At 73.2% G+C, this 17,449-nt stretch carries 13 protein-coding genes and 1 tRNA gene; 6 read left to right on the top strand and 8 right to left on the bottom strand.

Annotation, left to right across the window (positions count from 1 at the left end; genetic code table 11):
• From ACFTZC_RS07595 to ACFTZC_RS07580, 4 genes are all read left to right on the top strand, one after another.
• The coding region (locus ACFTZC_RS07595) for a tetratricopeptide repeat protein (protein ID WP_382887765.1) at positions 1–1,368 on the top strand (1,368 nt) is incomplete at its 5' end.
• Positions 1,369–1,371: 3 nt separating this feature from the next.
• Positions 1,372–2,757 (top strand): protein phosphatase 2C domain-containing protein, encoded by a 1,386-nt coding sequence (locus tag ACFTZC_RS07590; protein ID WP_382887763.1) that lies wholly within the window; start codon positions 1,372–1,374, stop codon positions 2,755–2,757.
• Positions 2,758–2,950: 193 nt separating this feature from the next.
• Positions 2,951–4,309 (top strand): VWA domain-containing protein, encoded by a 1,359-nt coding sequence (locus tag ACFTZC_RS07585; protein ID WP_382887761.1) that lies wholly within the window; start codon positions 2,951–2,953, stop codon positions 4,307–4,309.
• Between the two features lie 94 nt (positions 4,310–4,403).
• Positions 4,404–5,660, top strand: a complete 1,257-nt coding sequence (locus ACFTZC_RS07580) for an FHA domain-containing protein (RefSeq protein ID WP_382887759.1) — start codon at positions 4,404–4,406, stop codon at positions 5,658–5,660.
• Here the strand turns inward: ACFTZC_RS07580 and ACFTZC_RS07575 are convergent.
• Positions 5,641–6,681, bottom strand: a complete 1,041-nt coding sequence (locus tag ACFTZC_RS07575; protein WP_382887758.1) for a methyltransferase domain-containing protein — start codon at positions 6,679–6,681, stop codon at positions 5,641–5,643. The two genes, ACFTZC_RS07580 and ACFTZC_RS07575, sit on opposite strands and share 20 nt — an antisense overlap.
• Before the next feature lie 134 nt (positions 6,682–6,815).
• On the opposite strand from ACFTZC_RS07575, the gene ACFTZC_RS07570 reads away from it, so the two are divergent.
• A complete protein-coding gene (locus tag ACFTZC_RS07570; RefSeq protein ID WP_382887757.1) occupies positions 6,816–7,220 on the top strand; it encodes a globin in 405 nt (134 codons plus the stop codon).
• Between the two features lie 72 nt (positions 7,221–7,292).
• On the opposite strand, the gene ACFTZC_RS07565 is transcribed toward ACFTZC_RS07570, so the two are convergent.
• The 7 genes from ACFTZC_RS07565 to ACFTZC_RS07535 all read right to left on the bottom strand — a co-directional run bounded on the left by ACFTZC_RS07565 (position 7,293) and on the right by ACFTZC_RS07535 (position 16,423).
• Positions 7,293–8,048, bottom strand: coding sequence for a hypothetical protein (locus ACFTZC_RS07565; protein WP_382887755.1), 756 nt, complete (start codon positions 8,046–8,048; stop codon positions 7,293–7,295).
• Positions 8,045–8,497, bottom strand: coding sequence for an acyl-CoA thioesterase (locus tag ACFTZC_RS07560; RefSeq protein ID WP_382887753.1), 453 nt, complete (start codon positions 8,495–8,497; stop codon positions 8,045–8,047). The genes ACFTZC_RS07565 and ACFTZC_RS07560 overlap by 4 nt, the downstream gene beginning before the upstream one ends.
• Position 8,498: 1 nt before the next feature.
• The gene (ettA, locus tag ACFTZC_RS07555) at positions 8,499–10,163 is read right to left on the bottom strand and encodes an energy-dependent translational throttle protein EttA (protein WP_382887751.1); all 1,665 of its coding nucleotides are present in this window, start codon (positions 10,161–10,163) and stop codon (positions 8,499–8,501) included.
• Positions 10,164–10,421: 258 nt separating this feature from the next.
• Positions 10,422–11,870 (bottom strand): Cys-Gln thioester bond-forming surface protein, encoded by a 1,449-nt coding sequence (locus ACFTZC_RS07550; RefSeq protein WP_382887749.1) that lies wholly within the window; start codon positions 11,868–11,870, stop codon positions 10,422–10,424.
• Positions 11,871–12,092: 222 nt separating this feature from the next.
• Positions 12,093–12,590: a single-stranded DNA-binding protein gene (locus tag ACFTZC_RS07545; RefSeq protein WP_382887747.1), complete on the bottom strand. Its 498-nt coding sequence runs from the start codon at positions 12,588–12,590 to the stop codon at positions 12,093–12,095.
• Positions 12,591–12,797: 207 nt separating this feature from the next.
• Complete coding sequence (locus ACFTZC_RS07540) at positions 12,798–14,813, bottom strand: GTPase (RefSeq protein WP_382887745.1); 2,016 nt, start codon at positions 14,811–14,813, stop codon at positions 12,798–12,800.
• Between the two features lie 5 nt (positions 14,814–14,818).
• Positions 14,819–16,423 carry a dynamin family protein gene (locus ACFTZC_RS07535; protein WP_382887798.1) on the bottom strand — a complete coding sequence of 535 codons (1,605 nt, stop codon included), beginning with the start codon at positions 16,421–16,423 and terminating at the stop codon, positions 14,819–14,821.
• A 316-nt stretch (positions 16,424–16,739) separates the two neighbouring features.
• On the opposite strand from ACFTZC_RS07535, the gene ACFTZC_RS07530 reads away from it, so the two are divergent.
• Positions 16,740–16,812 (top strand) — tRNA-Arg (locus ACFTZC_RS07530).
• Positions 16,813–17,449 lie beyond the last annotated feature (637 nt).

Raw genomic sequence — 17,449 nt, 5'->3', positions numbered from 1 at the left:
GTGGGGGGGGGGGGGGTCGGGGGGGGGGGGGGGGGGGGGGGGGGGGGGGGGGGGGGGGGGGGGGCCCCCCCCCCCCCCCCCGCGACCGCGCTGCCCCCGCTGCCCGCTCCGGGCGCCAGACCGGGCGCCGCCGGGTACGGCGGCCTCGACCCGGCCGCGCTGCCGGCCGCGCCCGCGGGACCGCCGGCGCCCGCACCGCTCGCGCTGCCCGCACAGGCGGCGTACTCCCCCCTGCCCGCGCACTCCCCCCTGCCCGCGCACTCCCCCCTGCCCGCGCACTCCGCCCTGCCCGCCCAGGCCGCGCGTCCCGCCGAAGCCGCCTTCGGCACGGAGACCGACTTCGGCGCGCCCGCGGGCGGGAGCGGCGCGCCCCGGCTCGCGCCGCTCGACGCGGCGGCGACCGCGCTGGCCCTGCCCGTGCCGCGGGTCGACCCGAACGATCCGAACGCCGGGTTCCTCGCCGGTCTGCTGGCCTCCGCGCCCGCCGAGCTGATCACGGCGCTGGCCGCGGCTCCCACCGACTCCGTGGAGCGCGGGCTGCGCGAGCTGCGGGCCCGGCTGGAGATGGGCGAACTGGCCACCGCCGCCGAGGCGCTGAACGTACTGGAGGAGCGCCGCCCCGACGACTGGCGGGTCGTCTGGTACCGGGGGATCGCCTCGCTGGCGAGCGGCGACCACGAGGTCGCGGCGCTCTCCTTCGACGCGATCTACGACGCGTTCCCCGGCGAGCCCGCGCCGAAGCTGGCGCTCGGCGTCTGCGCCGAGGTGCTGGGTCAACTGGACAACGCGGCCGAGTACTACCGTCTGGTGTGGACGACGGACCCGAGCTATGTCAGCTCGGCGTTCGGGCTGGCGCGGGTGCAGCTCGCCGCCGGGGACCGGACCGGCGCCGTACGGACCCTGGAGTCGGTGCCCGAGGCGTCGATCCACTACACGGCGGCCCGCGTCGCCGCCGTACGGGCGCGGCTGCGCGAGCGGGGCATACCGGCGCCCGCGCCCGCCGTCGCCCCCGGCCCGGGTCAACCGTCCGGGCAGGGGCGGGGCTTCGGCGGGGAACCGGCGCTGATCGACGATCTGACGGCCGCGGCGCAGCAGGTCTCCGCGCTCCAGCAGTTCGATCTGGACGCCGTCCGGCGGGAGCAGTTGTCGACGGAGGTTCTGGGCACCGCTCTGGACTGGGTACTCTCCGGTGGACCGGGGTCGGGCCCCGCCCGGAGCGCGCTGCTCGGCAGCGAACTGGACGAGCGTGGTCTGCGTCTTGGACTGGAACGCTCGTACCGGGTACTCGCCCGGCTCGCTGAGCCCGGCGAGGAGAGGATCGAACTGGTGGAGCGGGCCAACCGTTTCCGCCCCCGGACGTGGGTGTGATTGATGTCCCAGATGCACCGGTCGGCCGACCAGCCGACCTGCCCGAGCTGCGAGGAGCCGCTGGAGTCCGGCGACCTGTTCTGCGGCGGGTGCGGCTACGACCTGTCGGCTGTCAGGGAGCGCCCGGACGATCACCCCACGCTGGTCATGCACGGCGTGGGGCGGACGGAGCCGCGCGCTCCCGGTACTCCGGCCGCGTCGGCCGGCCCCGGCGGGCCGGTGGGCGGGGTGGAGTGGCCCCCGGCGACCGGCGTGGACAGCTCCGGTACGCCCGTACCGGTCCATCTGCCCGAGGAGGTGCCGGGTGTCGACTCGGCGGGGTCGCGGCTGCCCGAGCACCCGGGCGACTTCGAACTCCCCGCGCCCGCGGGCGCCGTACCACCCGCCCCGGTGGCCCCGCCGGCTCCGTCCGCCCCGCAGCCCCCGCCGGTCCCCTCGGCCGATCCGCGCAGGGGCGCCGCGGCGGCGCCGTCCGGGGTGAAGATCTGTGTCGCCTGCCGCGCGGGCCGCGTCGACACGGACGGCTACTGCGAGAACTGCGGCCACGCCCAGCCGCGCGAACGCGACCACATGGAGCAGGAGCTCTGCTCGGTGGCCGCGGTCAGCGACCGCGGGCTGCGCCATCACCGTAACGAGGACGCGTTCGCCGTGTCGTCGGCCGCCCTGCCGGACGGTTCGCCCGCCGTGGTGGCGGTCGTCTGCGACGGGGTGTCGTCGGCGACCCGCCCGGACGAGGCGTCGGCCGCGGCGTCGTCGTCGGCCAACGAGTCGCTGCTCGGCGCCCTGGAGCGCGGTACGCATCCGCAGCAGGCGATGCACGACGCGATCGTGGCCGCCGCCGAGGCCGTCAACTCCCTCGCCGGGTCGGTGGCCACGGAGCACGAGCACCACCACCAGAACGCCCCGGCCTGCACGATCGTCGGCGCGGTGGTGGCGAACGGGCTGCTGGTCATCGGCTGGATCGGCGACAGCAGGGCCTACTGGGTCCCCGACGACCGCGGCGGACCGCCCGCCCGGCTCACCGAGGACGACTCGTGGGCCGCCCAGATGGTCGCGGCGGGGCTGATGAGCGAGGCGGAGGCGTACGCGGACGAGCGCGCCCACGCGATCACGGGGTGGCTCGGCGCCGACGCGTACGAACTGGAGCCGCACACGGCGTCGTTCAAGCCGGACCGGCCCGGTGTGGTCGTGGTCTGCACGGACGGGCTGTGGAACTACGCGGAGGGCGCGGACGAGATGGCGCGGGCGCTGCCCGCCGACGCGGCGGAGCGCCCGCTGCACGCCGCCCAGGTGCTGGTCGGGCACGCGCTCGACGGCGGGGGCCACGACAACGTAACAGTGGCCGTCGTGCCGTTCGCCGTACCACCGCAAGGGGCAGGATCCGCCTGAGCGCGGTGCGGGCCCCGCGCTGCCCGCGCCGTCACCGCACCCGCCGTACGTGCCGCCACGCGCTTCCCTTCCCCCGATGACTCCCCGTCGACTCCCCCTTGACTCCCTTGACTCATTTCCTTCTCCCACCGATCTCACTCACCGACTTCTCCCACGGATCTCCGCTGTGTGGAGCGTCAAGGAGCCGATACAGATGGCGAACTTCTCCAAGTCGAACGTGCCGCAGTTCTCCGTCGACGTGTACCAGAACGCCTACCTGCCGGAGGGCGGGCGGGAGGTCAACGCGATCGTCACGGTCACGTCGACGGGTGGCGGGACCACCGGCGGCGTGACGTTCGCGGGAGCCTCGCCGGCCTCGGCCACCCTCCCCGGGCAGAGCCCGAACGCGGCCGTGGTGATCATGGTCGACTGCTCGGGTTCGATGGACTATCCGCCCACGAAGATGCGGAACGCGCGGGACGCCACGGCAGCCGCGGTCGACACGCTGCGCGACGGTGTCGCCTTCGCGATCGTCGCCGGTACGCATGTGGCCAAGGAGGTCTACCCCGGCGACGGACGGCTGGCGGTCGCCGACGTCCGCACCCGGGCGGCGGCCAAGGAGGCGCTGCGCAGGCTGAGCGCGGGCGGCGGTACGGCGATCGGCACCTGGCTGCGTCTCACCGACCGGCTGCTGGCCTCGGCCGAGGTGGCGATCCGGCACGGCATCCTGCTCACCGACGGCCGCAACGAGCACGAGTCGCCGGAGGATCTGCGGGCGGCGCTCGACAGCTGTGCGGGCCGGTTCACCTGTGACGCCCGCGGTGTCGGTACGGACTGGGAGGTGAAGGAGGTCACGGCGATCGCCTCCGCGCTGCTCGGGACGGCCGACATCGTCGCGGATCCGGCCGGGCTGGCCGCGGACTTCACGCGGATGATGGAGAACGCGATGGGCAAGGAGGTCGCGGATGTCGCCCTGCGGCTCTGGACGCCGGTCGGCGTGGAGATCGTCTTCGTCAAGCAGGTGGCACCGACCGTCGAGGAACTGACCGGCAGGCGTACGGAGTCGGGGCCGCGGGCCGGGGACTACCCGACCGGTTCCTGGGGCGACGAGTCCCGCGACTACCACGTGTGCGTACGGGTCCCCGAGGCGGGCATCGGCCAGGAGATGCTGGCCGCGCGGGTCTCGCTGATCCTGCCCGCGCCAGGCGGCGGCTCCCCGGAGGTGCTGTCCCAGGGGCTGGTACGGGCGGTGTGGACGGACGACATGGCGGCCTCCACCTCGATCAACCCCCAGGTCGCCCACTACACGGGCCAGGCCGAGCTGGCCCAGGTCATCCAACAGGGCCTGGATGCCCGGAAGTCGGGCGATTTCGATGGTGCCACCGCCAAGCTGGGACGGGCCGTCCAGCTCGCCGCGTCCTCCGGAAACGCCGATACCGCGAAATTGCTTTCGAAGGTGGTGGACGTGGTCGACGCGGCGACAGGTACTGTGCGACTGAAGGCGAAAGTCGCGGATGCGGACGAGATGACCCTCGAAACGCGCTCCACCAAGACGGTTCGCGTCAAGAAATGACCGCCGGCAGCGGCCCCGTGGCCGGACCGGACAGTGGCCTGCGGGCCCGATGAGAACGCGGCCCGAGGGCCGGACGAGAGGAGGAAGCGCCGACATGCCGACCTGCCCGAACGGACACCAGTCGGGTTCCGAGGACTGGTGCGAGGTCTGTGGCCATCGCATGGCCGGCCCCGGCGCCCCGGCGGGCGCCGTCCCGCCGCCGCCTCCCCCACCGCCCCCGGCGCCCGGCTACGGCTATCCGCCGCCGAGCGGCGCCGACGCCACCGGACAGGCGGAGCTGTGCCCGCAGTGCCGCACGCCCCGGGAGCAGATGGCGCCGTTCTGCGAGGAGTGCCGCTGGAACTTCCTGACGAACACGGCGACGTCGTACACCCCGCTGGCCCCGCAGCACCAGAGCCCCGGCGGCTTCGGTGGCCCGGGGGGTCCTGGTGGTCCCGGCGGGGCGGGGGGCCCGGTGCCCGGGCTGAATCTGCCGCCCGGCTTCCAGGCGCAGCCGCCGTCCCGGCCGCAGGATCCGTTCGAGTACCAGAGTTCGCGCCCCTCGCAGCTCAACCGGCCCGCCGAGCCCCTGTCGCCCGACCAGTCGGCGCCGCCCGGCGGACCCTCCGCGCCGCCGCGTCCCGTACCGGACTACGCGCGTCCGGACTACCCGCAGCCGGACTACCCGCAGCCGGGCCCGCCGCCCCCGTCGCCGTACCAGCAGCAGTCGCCCCCGCCCTACCAGCAGGAGGGCGCGCCGTCGCCGTACCAGCAGGAGAGCGCGTCGCAGCTGCCGGTCTCGCCGATCTTCCAGCAGTCGTCCGCTCCCCCGGCCCCGCCGGGACCCCAGCGGAGCGACGACGACTGGATGCTCCCGCCGCCCTCGTCCTCGGTGTCCCAGCCACCGGCGCCCCAGGGCCCGCAGGAGTCCCAGCGGCACGAGCCGGCGCCGCAGTACCAGCGCCCGGCGACCTGGACGGCGGTCATCGGTCCCGACCGTGACTACTTCATGGCGATGATGCAGCGCAGCGGCCCCGAGGCCACCGGGCTGAACCTGCCCGCGTACTCCCCCGAGCAGCGTCTTTCGCTGACCGGCAACCAGATCGCGATCGGCCGCCGCCGGCACTCCACCGGCGAGTCCCCCGAGATCGATCTGTCCGTGCCGCCGGAGGACCCGGGCGTCTCGCACCAGCACGCGGTCCTGGTGCACCAGCCGGACGGGAGCTGGGCGGTCGTCGACCAGAACTCCACCAACGGCACGACGCTGAACGGCGCCGAGGATCCGATACAGCCCTTCGTCCCCGTCCCGCTCAAGGACGGTGACCGGGTGCATGTCGGCGCCTGGACGACGATCACGATCCGCCGCGACTGACCCTTCCGGTCCCCGGTCCGTACGTCTGCCCGAGCGGCCAGACGTACGGGCCCGCCGGGTCGTCCAGCCAGGCCCACTGGCCGCGCTCGCCGACGGTGACGCCGTACCGCTCCCGTTCCGGGCGCCGTTCGCGCTCCCAGAGCGAGAGCGCCTCGCGCGGATCGAGCCGGCCCGCGGTCAGGGTCAGCAGGAAGCGGAACAGATCGTTCTCGCTCGCGCGGCGCGGCAGCCCACCGAGGGAGCGGTACGTGCCCGCCCGCCCGGCCGGAACGCCCCGCAGCGGTACGAAGTAGGCGGAGGTGTGCAGGAAGCGCCCCTCCGCGTACCGGCCGTGCGGCGAGTCCGTGACCTCCAGCGCGATCAGCCCGGTGGCGAGCGGGGCCAGGATCCGGGCCCCGGGGCGGCACTGCGCCGTCCAGACCTGCGGCACCGACGGCAGGGTGCAGGTCGCGATGATCCGGTCGAACGGCGCGCGCCCGGGGCAGCCGCGCGCCCCGTCGCCGGTGACGACGGCGGGCCGGTATCCGGCCGCGGCGAGATGGCTGCGGGCCGACTCGGTGATCTCCGGTTCCAGATCGACGGTGGTCACGTTCGCGTCGCCGACCCGGTGGGAGAGCAGGGCCGCGTTGTAGCCGCTGCCCGCACCGATCTCCAGGACGCGGTGGCCGTCCCGTACGTCCAGCTCCACCAGCATCCTGGCCATCAGGGAGGGCTGGCTGCTGGACGAGATCAGCTCGCCGTCGCGGACCCGGGTCGCGAGCGGGGCGTCCGCGTACGCGCCGCGCAGCCAGCGCCGGCGGCGTACGGGGTCGGGGTCGCCGCTCCAGAGCCGGTCCCAGCCGCCGGGGCGGCTGGTGAAGTAGTACGGCACGAAGAGGTGGCGCGGCACTTCCTCGAACGCCGCCCGCCAGGCCGGATCGTCCAGCGCGCCGGTCGCCGCGATCTCCCGGACCAGCCCGGCGCGCGCCTCGGCGGCGGCCGCGTCGTCGGGGCCGTACGGCTCTGCCCGGTGTGCGCCCATCTCTCCACTGTCCTGGCTGGCGGCCCGGGAAGCGAGCGGACCCGCGGCGGTACGGGGCCGGTGGTCCCAGGCCCCCCGGGACCGGTGGTCCTAGGACCAGGGTCCTCGGCCGTCGCGTCTGAGACGATGGACGGGTGAACGATATTCCGCACGGCACGCTTCAGGAGCAGACCTTCTACGAGCAGGTCGGCGGCGAGGAGACCTTCCGGCGCCTGGTCCGCCGCTTCTACCAGGGGGTCGCGGAGGACCCGCTGCTGCGGCCGATGTACCCCGAGGAGGACCTGGGCCCGGCCGAGGAGCGCTTCGCGCTCTTCCTCATGCAGTACTGGGGCGGCCCCCGCACCTACAGCGACCGGCGCGGCCACCCGCGGCTGCGGATGCGGCACGCCCCGTTCGCGGTGGACAGCGCCGCGCACGACGCCTGGCTGCGGCACATGCGGGTGGCGGTGGACGAGCTGGGGCTGTCGGAGGCGCACGAGCGGCAGCTCTGGGACTACATGACGTACGCCGCCGCCTCGATGGTGAACACCGCCGGCTGACCGCCCCGGCCCGGGGCCCGTCCCGGCCGTGCCCGCCCGCGACGCCCGTGCCCGCCCTCCGGGAGGGCGGGCTCAGGCCGGCGTGACCGTCAGCCCGCCGAGTCCGGACCGCCGTACCGCGATCGAACCGAAGGGGGTACGGAGCCGGAGCCAGCCGCTGGACTCCAGCAGCGCCCACGGTTCCTCGGGGGCGGCTCCCGCGGGCACCAGCGCGCGCACCGGGCGCAGGAAGCCCAGCGACTGCGCGGCGTGCACGGCGCGCAGCGGCAGATGGGTGTCGCCGAGGGTGCGGGACCAGATCTCCCGGCCGATCCGGTCGCGCGCGGAGCGCGTCCGGTCGCCGGGCGCCAGTTGTTCGTCCCTGGCGCGGAACTCCGCGACCGCCACGGCCAGCGCGCGCCGGACGGACTCGGCGCCGGGGAGCCCGGCCACCTGGCGCCAGCCGCCGCGCGGCGGCAGCACCCCGGCCCACGGCGGACCGGTGACGGCGGCCGGAACGACCGCCGTGCGCATGGTGTCCTCGGCGGAGCCGGGGGAGGCCGGGGCGTCGATGGCGTCCAGGAGTTCCCCGGCGGAGACCGTCACGTCCAGCGGGGCCTCCGCCCGTGGGACGTACGGGGCGCCGAGCCGGGCCGTACGGATGGCCAGCACCTCGAAGGAGGCGGGGCGGCCGAAGACAGCGAGCGCGCCGCCGCCCGCGGCCCCGCCGCCGGCCTGGAGCCGGACGGCGGCGGCACGGTCGTAGTGGATCAGCCGGGCGAGGAAGGCACCGAGGTCGGCGGCCTCCCGCGCATCGGCGAACTCCAGGGTTCTGACAGGCATGGTCATGCCGCGAGAGCGTCCTTGCCGTCGTCGTCCTTGCCGTCGGCGCCGTCGTCCAGGTAGCGCAGGAGGTGAGCCTTCTCCTCGGCGCTGATCCGCCGGGGTCTGGCCGCCTCCAGGTCGTAGGGCACGACGACCGTCGAGGCCCGTACGTACACCTGGTCGCCGTCCTTGATCTCGTACGCGATCGTCAGCGACGCGGCATTGATCTTCGTCACCCAGGACTCGACGGTCACCGGCTGGTGCCGGTGGACGAGCGGGCGCTTGTAGTCGATCTCGTGCCGGGCGACCACGGACCCGCCGGAGAACGACGGCGAGCCGTCCCCCGGCGCGAGCCGGAACATGAAGTCGATGCGGGCCTCTTCGAGGTAGCTGATGAAGACCGCGTTGTTGACGTGCCCGAAGGCGTCCATGTCCGACCAGCGCAGGGGGCAGCTGTAGAAGTGACGCGCCATCTCAGCCCCGCGTGAGCTTCTTGTAGGTGGCCCGGTGCGGGCGGGCGGCGTCGGCGCCGAGCCGCTCGACCTTGTTCTTCTCGTACGACTCGAAGTTGCCCTCGAACCAGAACCACTTGGAGTCGCCCTCGTACGCCAGGATGTGCGTGGCGACGCGGTCCAGGAACCACCGGTCGTGGGAGACGACCACGGCCGCGCCCGGGAACTCCAGCAGCGCGTTCTCCAGCGAGGAGAGGGTCTCGACGTCGAGGTCGTTCGTCGGCTCGTCGAGGAGGAGCAGGTTGCCGCCCTGCTTGAGGGTGAGCGCCAGGTTGAGGCGGTTGCGCTCACCGCCGGAGAGCACCCCTGCGGGCTTCTGCTGGTCCGGGCCCTTGAAGCCGAAGGCGGAGACGTAGGCGCGCGAGGGCATCTCGACATGGCCGACGTTGATGTAGTCCAGCTCGTCCGAGACGACCGCCCACAGCGACTTCTTCGGGTCGATGTTGCCGCGGCCCTGGTCGACGTAGCTGATCTTGACGGTGTCGCCGACCTTGATGGTGCCGGAGTCCGGCTCCTCGAAGCCCTGGATCATCTTGAACAACGTGGTCTTGCCGGCGCCGTTCGGGCCGATGACGCCGACGATGCCGTTGCGCGGCAGCGTGAAGGACAGGTCGTCGATGAGGACCTTGTCGCCGAACGCCTTGGAGAGGTTCTCGACCTCGACGACGACACTGCCGAGCCGCGGGCCCGGCGGGATCTGGATCTCCTCGAAGTCCAGCTTCCGCATCTTGTCGGCCTCGCCGGCCATCTCCTCGTAACGGGCGAGACGGGCCTTGGACTTGGCCTGGCGCCCCTTCGCGTTGGAGCGGACCCACTCCAGCTCGTCCTTGAGCCGCTTGGCGCGCTTGGCGTCCTTCTGGCCCTCGACCTTGAGGCGGGTCTGCTTGGTCTCCAGGTACTTGGAGTAGTTGCCCTCGTAGCCGTGGAGACGGCCGCGGTCGACCTCGCAGATCCACCCGGCGACGTTGTCGAGGAAGTACCGGTCGTGGGTGACGGCGACGATGGTGCCGGGGTACTTGGCGAGGTGCTGCTCCAGCCACTGCACGGACTCGGCGTCCAGGTGGTTGGTGGGCTCGTCGAGGAGGAGCAGGTCGGGGGCTTCGAGCAGCAGCTTGCAGAGCGCGACGCGACGGCGCTCACCACCGGACAGGTTGGTGACGGGCCAGTCGCCGGGCGGGCAGCCGAGCGCGTCCATGGCCTGTTCGAGCTGGGTGTCCAGGTCCCACGCGTTGGCGTGGTCGAGGTCCTCCTGGAGCTTGCCCATCTCCTCCATGAGGGCGTCGGAGTAGTCCGTCGCCATCAGCTCGGCCACCTCGTTGAAGCGGTTGAGCTTGCCCATGATCTCGGCGGCGCCGTCCTGGACGTTCTGCAGCACGGTCTTGGACTCGTCGAGCTCCGGCTCCTGGAGGAGCATGCCGACGGTGTACCCCGGGGTCAGGAACGCGTCACCGTTGGACGGCTGCTCCAGACCGGCCATGATCTTCAGGATGGTGGACTTTCCCGCGCCGTTGGGTCCCACCACACCGATCTTCGCACCCGGCAAGAAGCTCTGCGTCACGTCATCGAGGATGACCTTGTCGCCGTGCGCCTTACGCGCCTTGCGCATCGTGTAGATGTACTCAGCCAAGAGAAACCGTCCGGCAATCGAGAAGGGCCAATGTGCGGCTCCGCCGCGGGAGGGCAGATACACCCCATCTTGCCGTACGTCCATCCCCCGAAGGAAACCAGTACCGCTGCGCGGACAGCGCCGGCGCGGCCGTCCGGGCGCGTACGGCGGCGGGTTTTCCGTGACGGCACGGGGATGGCCCCCGGGGCGTCCGCGCGTCCTGGGGGCCATCACCTGCGGCGGGTCACTCAGAGCCCGCGATCGTTCACTCCGCGCCGTTCACTCTCCGGCAGGGTCGTTCTTCTTGCGGAGGAAGTAGACGGCTCCGCCGCCGACGAGGACGAGGGCGATCGCGACGCCCGCGATGACCGGGGTGGCGGCGGAGGAGCCGGTCTCGGCCAGGTCGCCCGTGGCGGTCACGGCACCGGTGGCGCCGGCCGTCGCGGTGGCGCCCGTCGAGGAGCCGCCGGCCGAGAGCGGGACGGGCTGACCGGACGCCTGCTGGGTGACGGTGTCAGAGTTGCCCGTGGTTACACAGTCCAGGACGCCGTCGAAGGTCTTCGAGAAGCCGTTGGTGCCGGTCACGGTGATGCCGTACGTCTCGTCCTCGCCGACCGGGACGACGACCGTGGTGGACCCGCCGGGCGTGACGGTGTGCTCCTCGCCGGCGATCTCGAAGACGAACGGCTGGTCACCCTCGTTGGCGGCGGTGATGTCGACCCCGCTCTTGGCACAGTTCTTACGCGCGGTGACCGCGGGTATCGGCCCTCCCGCGGCCCAGTTGGCGGTCGCCGTAGCGGAGACCGTGGAGTCGCTGGACCCGGCGAGGATCTGGGTCTGGCTCCTGGTCACCCCGGCGAAGGCGCGGCCGACGGGCACGGAGGTGGTGGCCTGCACGCCGAGGGAGGCGGTGCCGTCGGCGGTGTCCTCGGGCACGTCGAAGTACAGCTCGGTGCCGTTGACCGCGGTGGCGAGGGGCGCGCCGTCCTTGTCGGTGATCCGGACGCCGGTGGCGGCGGCGTCGGCGGGCGGGGTCACCGTGACCCCGGCGGCGTCCGTGTGTACGGTCACGGGGCCCAGCCGCTCACCGGCCCGGCCGGAGATGACGCCGGGCTCCAGGGTGAGCGACGCCTTGGGCTCGGCGCCGTCCCGCGCGCTCTTCTCCAGCCAGTCGGCGAGCTTCTCGGCCGCCGGGTCGCTCGCGTCGACGTCGACACCGTCGGAGTAGCGCCAGATCGCGACCTGGGTGCCGGCCGCCGCGGTCCGCTGGGTCAGCGGGCCGGTCCCCGCGGTCTCGGCGAGCGCCGCGAGGTCGTCGACCTGGGGGTAGGAGTGCTCCAGGATCCAGCGGATTCTTCCCGCGTCCGGGTTGGCGTCGAGCGAGGTCTCGGCCCAGGGGGTCTCCAGGTACTTCGCCTGGTCCTGAGTGGGGTTGTGGATGTCGATGCAGTACGTCTTGAGCTTGCCGCCGCCGTCGACGGTCATCTCGAACAGCCCGGCGGGCAACCGCTGTTCCTTGCCGCCCGTGTGGAGTACGGCCTCGTCGTAGGTCTTCAGCCCGTCGAGGGTCGCGGCGGCGCCCCCCTGGTAGTGGGAGCCGTCGTCGGCCACGGCGGTACCGGCACCGGTCAGCGAGGTCAGCGCCACCAGACCCGAAGCGAGAACCGCGGCGGCGAGACGAGCCACGACCCGCCGCCGCGCGGAGGACTCAGATATCGCAGAAAACACAGAATTCCCCTTCGGGCGAGGCACTTTCGCGCGGAACGCGTGGGGGGTCGCCTCGCCTGCAGACTCAAGTGCCCAGTGAGTACCCGTGAATCCTATGGACGCCGAGAACCGCGGAAGGCGCCCAAGCCCCGGGGCACCCGTTCCGAATCGGAATCGTTATCCAGTGGCCGATTCACACATGGAAGGTGACCGAGAGTATCGAAAAATCTCCACAACCGCCCCTCAGGGAACGGGAGTCGGGACGGCGACCGGGTCGGGCGCGCCCCGCGGCGGTCCGTGCCGCGCCTCCTCCCCCGGCGGCTCGTGGCCCGTCCCCTGCCGCTCCGGCGCCGGTCCGTGACGCTCGGTCAGGGCCGGGGCCGTCCTGGTCAGCCGCCTGAACGCGGAGGTGCCCCGGCTGAGGTCGTGGCCCACCGCCACCGCGTCGATCTCCACGGACGTCCGGCGCTGCCCGTCCCACTCGTCCTCCCGCACCCGCAGTCTGCCGTGCACCACGAGCGGTTCGCCCACGGAGACCGACGCCGCCAGGTTGACTCCCAGTGTCCGCCGCGCCCACACCGTGTAGAAGCTCGTGGGCCCGTCCGTCCACGCGCCGCGCGCGCGGTCCCAGCGGCGCGCGGTGGCCGCGAATCGGAACCGCGCGGCCCCGCCCGTCTCCGACTCCCTGAATTCCACCCCTGTGGCGACATTCCCCACCACCGTTACCACCGTGTCGTTCATAATCTGCCTCCCGTCCGGCCGCATTCGACTGATCCCATGCTGGACCGGACGGAAAGAATGTGCTGGCGCCTGTGTATTACCTGTCAGTTGTGGAAAACCCCGTCACTCGATCCAGTGACGGCGCTCCCGTTCATGACCCGCGCGCGACCCGCCGACGACCCGCCGACGGCTCGGCGACGGCTCGGCGACGGCCCGTGGGCGCCGGGCTCAGCCGCCGCCCCGGGAGACCGTGACGTACTGCTCCCGCACTTCCCGGTAGCGCATCAGCTCGGCCGAGATCGGGTCGAGCACCTTCGCCCGTCCGCATCCCGCCGCCGCCTCCCGCAGCCGCCGCTCGGCGTCCTGCCCGTACCGCCGCGCGGGCCCCCGGGCCGCCGCGCCGCACGCCCACTCGACGAACGGACCGCCGACGATCCCGGCGAGCATGACCAGCACGGGCGGCAGCAGTCCCGGCTCCAGCACGCCGATGATCTGGCCCATCAGCCAGAGCGCGCCGTAGATCTGGAGCAGGGTCATGGCCGCCTGGGCCAGTACGGCGGCGGGCCACCAGGCCGGGCGTGGCGGCCGTCCCGGCGGCGGGCCCGCCGTCACCGCCAGTTCGTCCAGTTCCTCGGGCAGCCCCTCCGCGCCCCGTACGGCCGCCTCGCGCACGGAGTGCGCCCACGGCTCGGGCAGACCGGCCGACGCCTCCTCCACGACCGTGCGCACCGCCTGTTCGACGCGCTGGCGCGCGGTCAGCTCGTCCTCGACGACGACCGGGGCGGCCGGGGCCGCGCCGCCGCCCGGGGTGCGGGTCCGCTCGTACCACCGCCACAGGCGCAGCCACGGTGTGCCGCACGCGCGCCCGGCGTTCCTGCGCCACTCGCGCTCCGCCGCCTCACCGGCGGCGACGGCGCCGACCGCCCAGGCCAGCCGGTCGGTGAACTGCTCGCGGGAGCGCTCCCCGAGCCCGGCGCGCCCCTCGGCGACGTACGCGGAGCGCAGCTTGTGGGCCGCCGCGTCCACATCGGCGGTGATCCGGAGCACCGCGGCGTCGCGCTCCCGGACGAACCGGCCGAGCATCTCGCGCAGTTCGCCCACGCCCTGTCCGGTCAGCGCGGAGACCGCGAGGACGGTGGCGCCGGGCTCGCCGTGTTCGCCGAGGGCCATGCCGTCCTCGTCGAGGAGGCGGCGCAGATCGTCCAGCACCTGGTCGGCGGCGTCGCCGGGGAGCCGGTCGATCTGGTTGAGGACGACGAAGGTGATCTCGGCGTGCCCGGCGAGCGGCCGCAGATAGCGCTCGTGGAGCGCGGCGTCCGCGTACTTCTCGGGGTCCACGACCCAGATGACGGCATCGACTAGGGCGAGCACCCGGTCCACCTGGTCCCGGTGGCGTACGACGGCGGAGTCGTGGTCGGGGAGGTCGACGAGGACGAGGCCGTGCAGTTCCTCGTCGCCGTCGCCGCCCGCGAGCGGCCTGCGGCGCAGCCGTCCGGGGATGGCGAGCCGGTCGAGCAGCCCGGCCGCGCCGTCGGACCAGACGCAGGCGATGGGGGCGGAGGTGGTGGGCCTGCGCAGGCCGGTCTCGGAGATCGGCACCTCGGCCAGCGCGTTGAACAGCGTCGACTTGCCGCTGCCGGTGGCGCCCGCGATGGCGACGACGGTGTGGAACGCGGAGAGCCGCCGACGGGCCGCCGCCTCGTCCAGTACGCGGCCCGCCTCGGCGAGGACGGTGCCCTCGACACGGGTCCTGGACAGCCCCACCAGCTCGCCCAGCGCGTCGAGCCTGGCCCGCAGCGGCCCGTTGTAGGCGCCGCCGATGGGGGTGTGCGCCCCGCCGCCGCCCGCGGAGGCGCCGGGCGGCCCGTCCAGCTCCTCGAAGGAGGTGATGCCTTCCAGACCCTCCAGGTCCGCCAGGTCCTCCGTGGCGCCCTTCCCGGCGGCGCGCCGGGCGATCAGCCCGTCGTCCCAGGAGCCGGCGGCGCCGGGGCCGGACGCCTCGCCGTCCGGCCCCGGGGCCTCCGGAAGGGTCCCCGGAGCGGCCTCCTGAGCGCTCTCCCGGGAGGCTTCCGCCCCGGATTCTCCAGAGTTCCCGGAGTCCCCGGAACCATGGGGATCCTTTCTGAAGCCCCTGGTCCGCCGCGGAACCTTCGACGCCTTGGACGCCTTCGAACCCTTACCGTCCTTCGTGTCCGTCACGCCCTGCGCGTCCTTCGTGTCCTTCGCCTCGTTCGCCTCGGTCACCTGGATCACCTTTCCCTCTGGAGTACGGACAGCGCGGCGATCAACTCGGCCTGCGGTTCCGGGCTCACCTCAAGTGCGTCGAGGGCTCGCAGCCGCCGGTCGCGCTCCCCGTGCAGTACGCGATCGATGTACGTGGTCATCAGCTCGCCGCCCCGGTCGCGCAGCCGCAGCGCCCCCTGCGCCCCGATCCGCTCCGCGAGCCGCTCCCCCGCGAGCCGGGCCCGCCGGCCGCCGAGGAGGGCCGCCGCGAGGAGGGCGGCCACCGTCTCGGCGTCGGGTGCGGCGTTGCGTTCGTGCTGCCGCACCTCCTCGTCGGCCAGCTCCTCCAGGACGCGGCGCCAGCGGCGTACGGCCATCCCGACCCGCTCCACGGCCTCCCCGTCGGCCGCCGGCGCGGGGAGTGCCCCGGCGGCCGGTTCGTGGCGCCAGGCCACCTCCACGCGCTCCTCGGCGGCGGCCACGGCGCACTGGAGGAGCGCGCCGAGGCTCTCCACGAGCGAGTCGAGCAGCTCCCGCGCCGAGCTGTCGCGGGGGTAGCTCCGCCACCGGGTGCGCGCGTCCCCGGCCAGGACGGCGCCGCGCTGGAGCTGTCGGCGTACCCGCTCCCCCTCGGCCGCGTACGCGTCCTCCACGGCGCCCGTCAGCCGTACGGCGGCGGCGTACTGCGCGGCGACCGCCCCCGCCAGTTCCGGCATGCGCGCGTTGAGCGAGTCGATGACCCCGGCGGCGGTACGGACCAGGGCCTGCTGGCGGGCGGCCGGGTCCTGCACCCGGTGCGCGAGCCAGGCGAGCAGCGGCGCGACGGCGGTGGTGGGCAGCAGCCCGCGCCCGCCACCGGCCGACTCGGGCAGTTCGGGGATGGTGAACCGGGGCACGTCGCCGAGCCCGGCCCGCCTGAGGAGCGCCCCGTACTGCCTGGACACCTCGTCGATCACCTGGTGCGGTACCCGGTCGAGGACGGTGACGAGGGACGCGTCGTACTCCTTGGCCGTACGCAGGAGGTGCCACGGCACGGCGTCCGCGTACCGCGAGGCGGTGGTCACCATCACCCACACGTCGGCGGCGCAGATCAACTCCGCCGCGAGCAGCCGGTTCTCCACGACGAGGGAGTCGATGTCGGGGGCGTCGAGCAGGGCGAGCCCGCGGGGCAGCGCGGTGGCGGTGTCGATGCGCAGGGCGTTCTGCTCCGTGCCGGGCGCGCCGTCGCCGCCGGGTCCCGTGCCGGGGTCCTCCTCCTGCTGGGGCAGCCAGACGCGGGTGAGATGGGGCAGCACCCGCATACCGGCGAACCAGTGGTGATCTTCGGGATGACAGACCAGTACGGGGGTACGTGTCGTGGGGCGCAGCACCCCCGCTTCGCTGACCCGCCGCCCCACAAGGGAGTTGACCAGCGTGGACTTTCCGGCCCCGGTGGAGCCGCCGACGACCACGAGAAGGGGCGCCTCGGGGTCCCGGAGCCTCGGCAGCAGATAGTCGTCGAGCTGCGCCAGCAGCTCGGCCCGGGTCTGCCGGGCGCGTGGTGCCCCGGTGAGGGGCAGTGGCAGACGCACGGCGGCGACACGGTCGCGCAGTGCGGAAAGTGCGTCGATCAGCTGGGGCCGTACATCCAAGGTCACCACATGCGAAGAATGCCCAATTTTGGAGCCTTTTTGAAGCGTATGAACCCCTCTGCGCGCCGGTTATGCTTCGGGACAGACGGGACGAGTGGGGCGCAGGCATAACGAGTGCACAACACCCGGTGCGCCAGAGCCCAAAAGCGATGCACGAATCGCACCTGCCTGCGATTATCGGTTCGCTTCACTGAACCTCCACAACGTGCCACGCACGTGAAGCAACCGGGTCAGGGTGATCGGAGCCCTATCCTTGTCCCGGCAAGGTCACGGAACCACCCACAAGGGGCTCCAGGTCACCGAGGCCACCTTTTCGGCCCCCGTAGCTCAGTGGATAGAGCAGGTGCCTTCTAAGCACTTGGCCGCAGGTTCGAGTCCTGCCGGGGGCGCTCTTCTACGCGCGGTGCACGGCCCTCCCACGGGAGGGCCTTCGCACAGGTCTCCGCAGCCTAGCGGGGGTGCTGTAGCGATGGCGTAAGTGCCGCTCCGGCACGGCCCGTTACGGCCCGCCCCCTCCGAGAACCGTTCGGTCCCGCACCCCGAGAACTGTTCGACCACACCCTCCCGGAACTGTTTCGCCCTCCGCCGTGTCCTAGCCGATGACCAAGGGCCCGCGGACCCTTCTCGACACCCAGGACGTGCGGAGTCACCGGCTGGAACAGTGCGGCTCGTCGATGCCGTACGCCTCGGCATGTGCATAGGCCGGGATCCTCGCGGATGGGGAGCGCCGGACACCGGTTCCTTGCGGGCGGCGCGATGTCTGTTCGGAGCCCGGACAGGCGGCGGGGCATCGGATCCGGTCACCGGCGGTGCCCGGCGGGGCTCCCGGCAGGCACTGCCGAGAGCCTGCCGCCTTTTGTTTGCTGTGACGAAAAATTGCCGGAACTTTGGCGCGCTCTCGTCTCGTCGTGGCGTGATGTCCGGTGCCGAGGGTCGAGAATGAGCCAAGTTCCCAGCCGGAAGATCAAAGCTTCCATACTCGGTCGCCCTACCTACGAGTAGGCGGTCATCATCGCTGAGGTAGAG

The organism is Streptomyces sp. NPDC056987 (assembly GCF_042673865.1).
Classification (GTDB): Bacteria; Actinomycetota; Actinomycetes; order Streptomycetales; family Streptomycetaceae; genus Streptomyces.
Note: the sequence above shows the minus strand (reverse complement) of the source record. Positions and strands in the feature narration are given on the sequence as shown.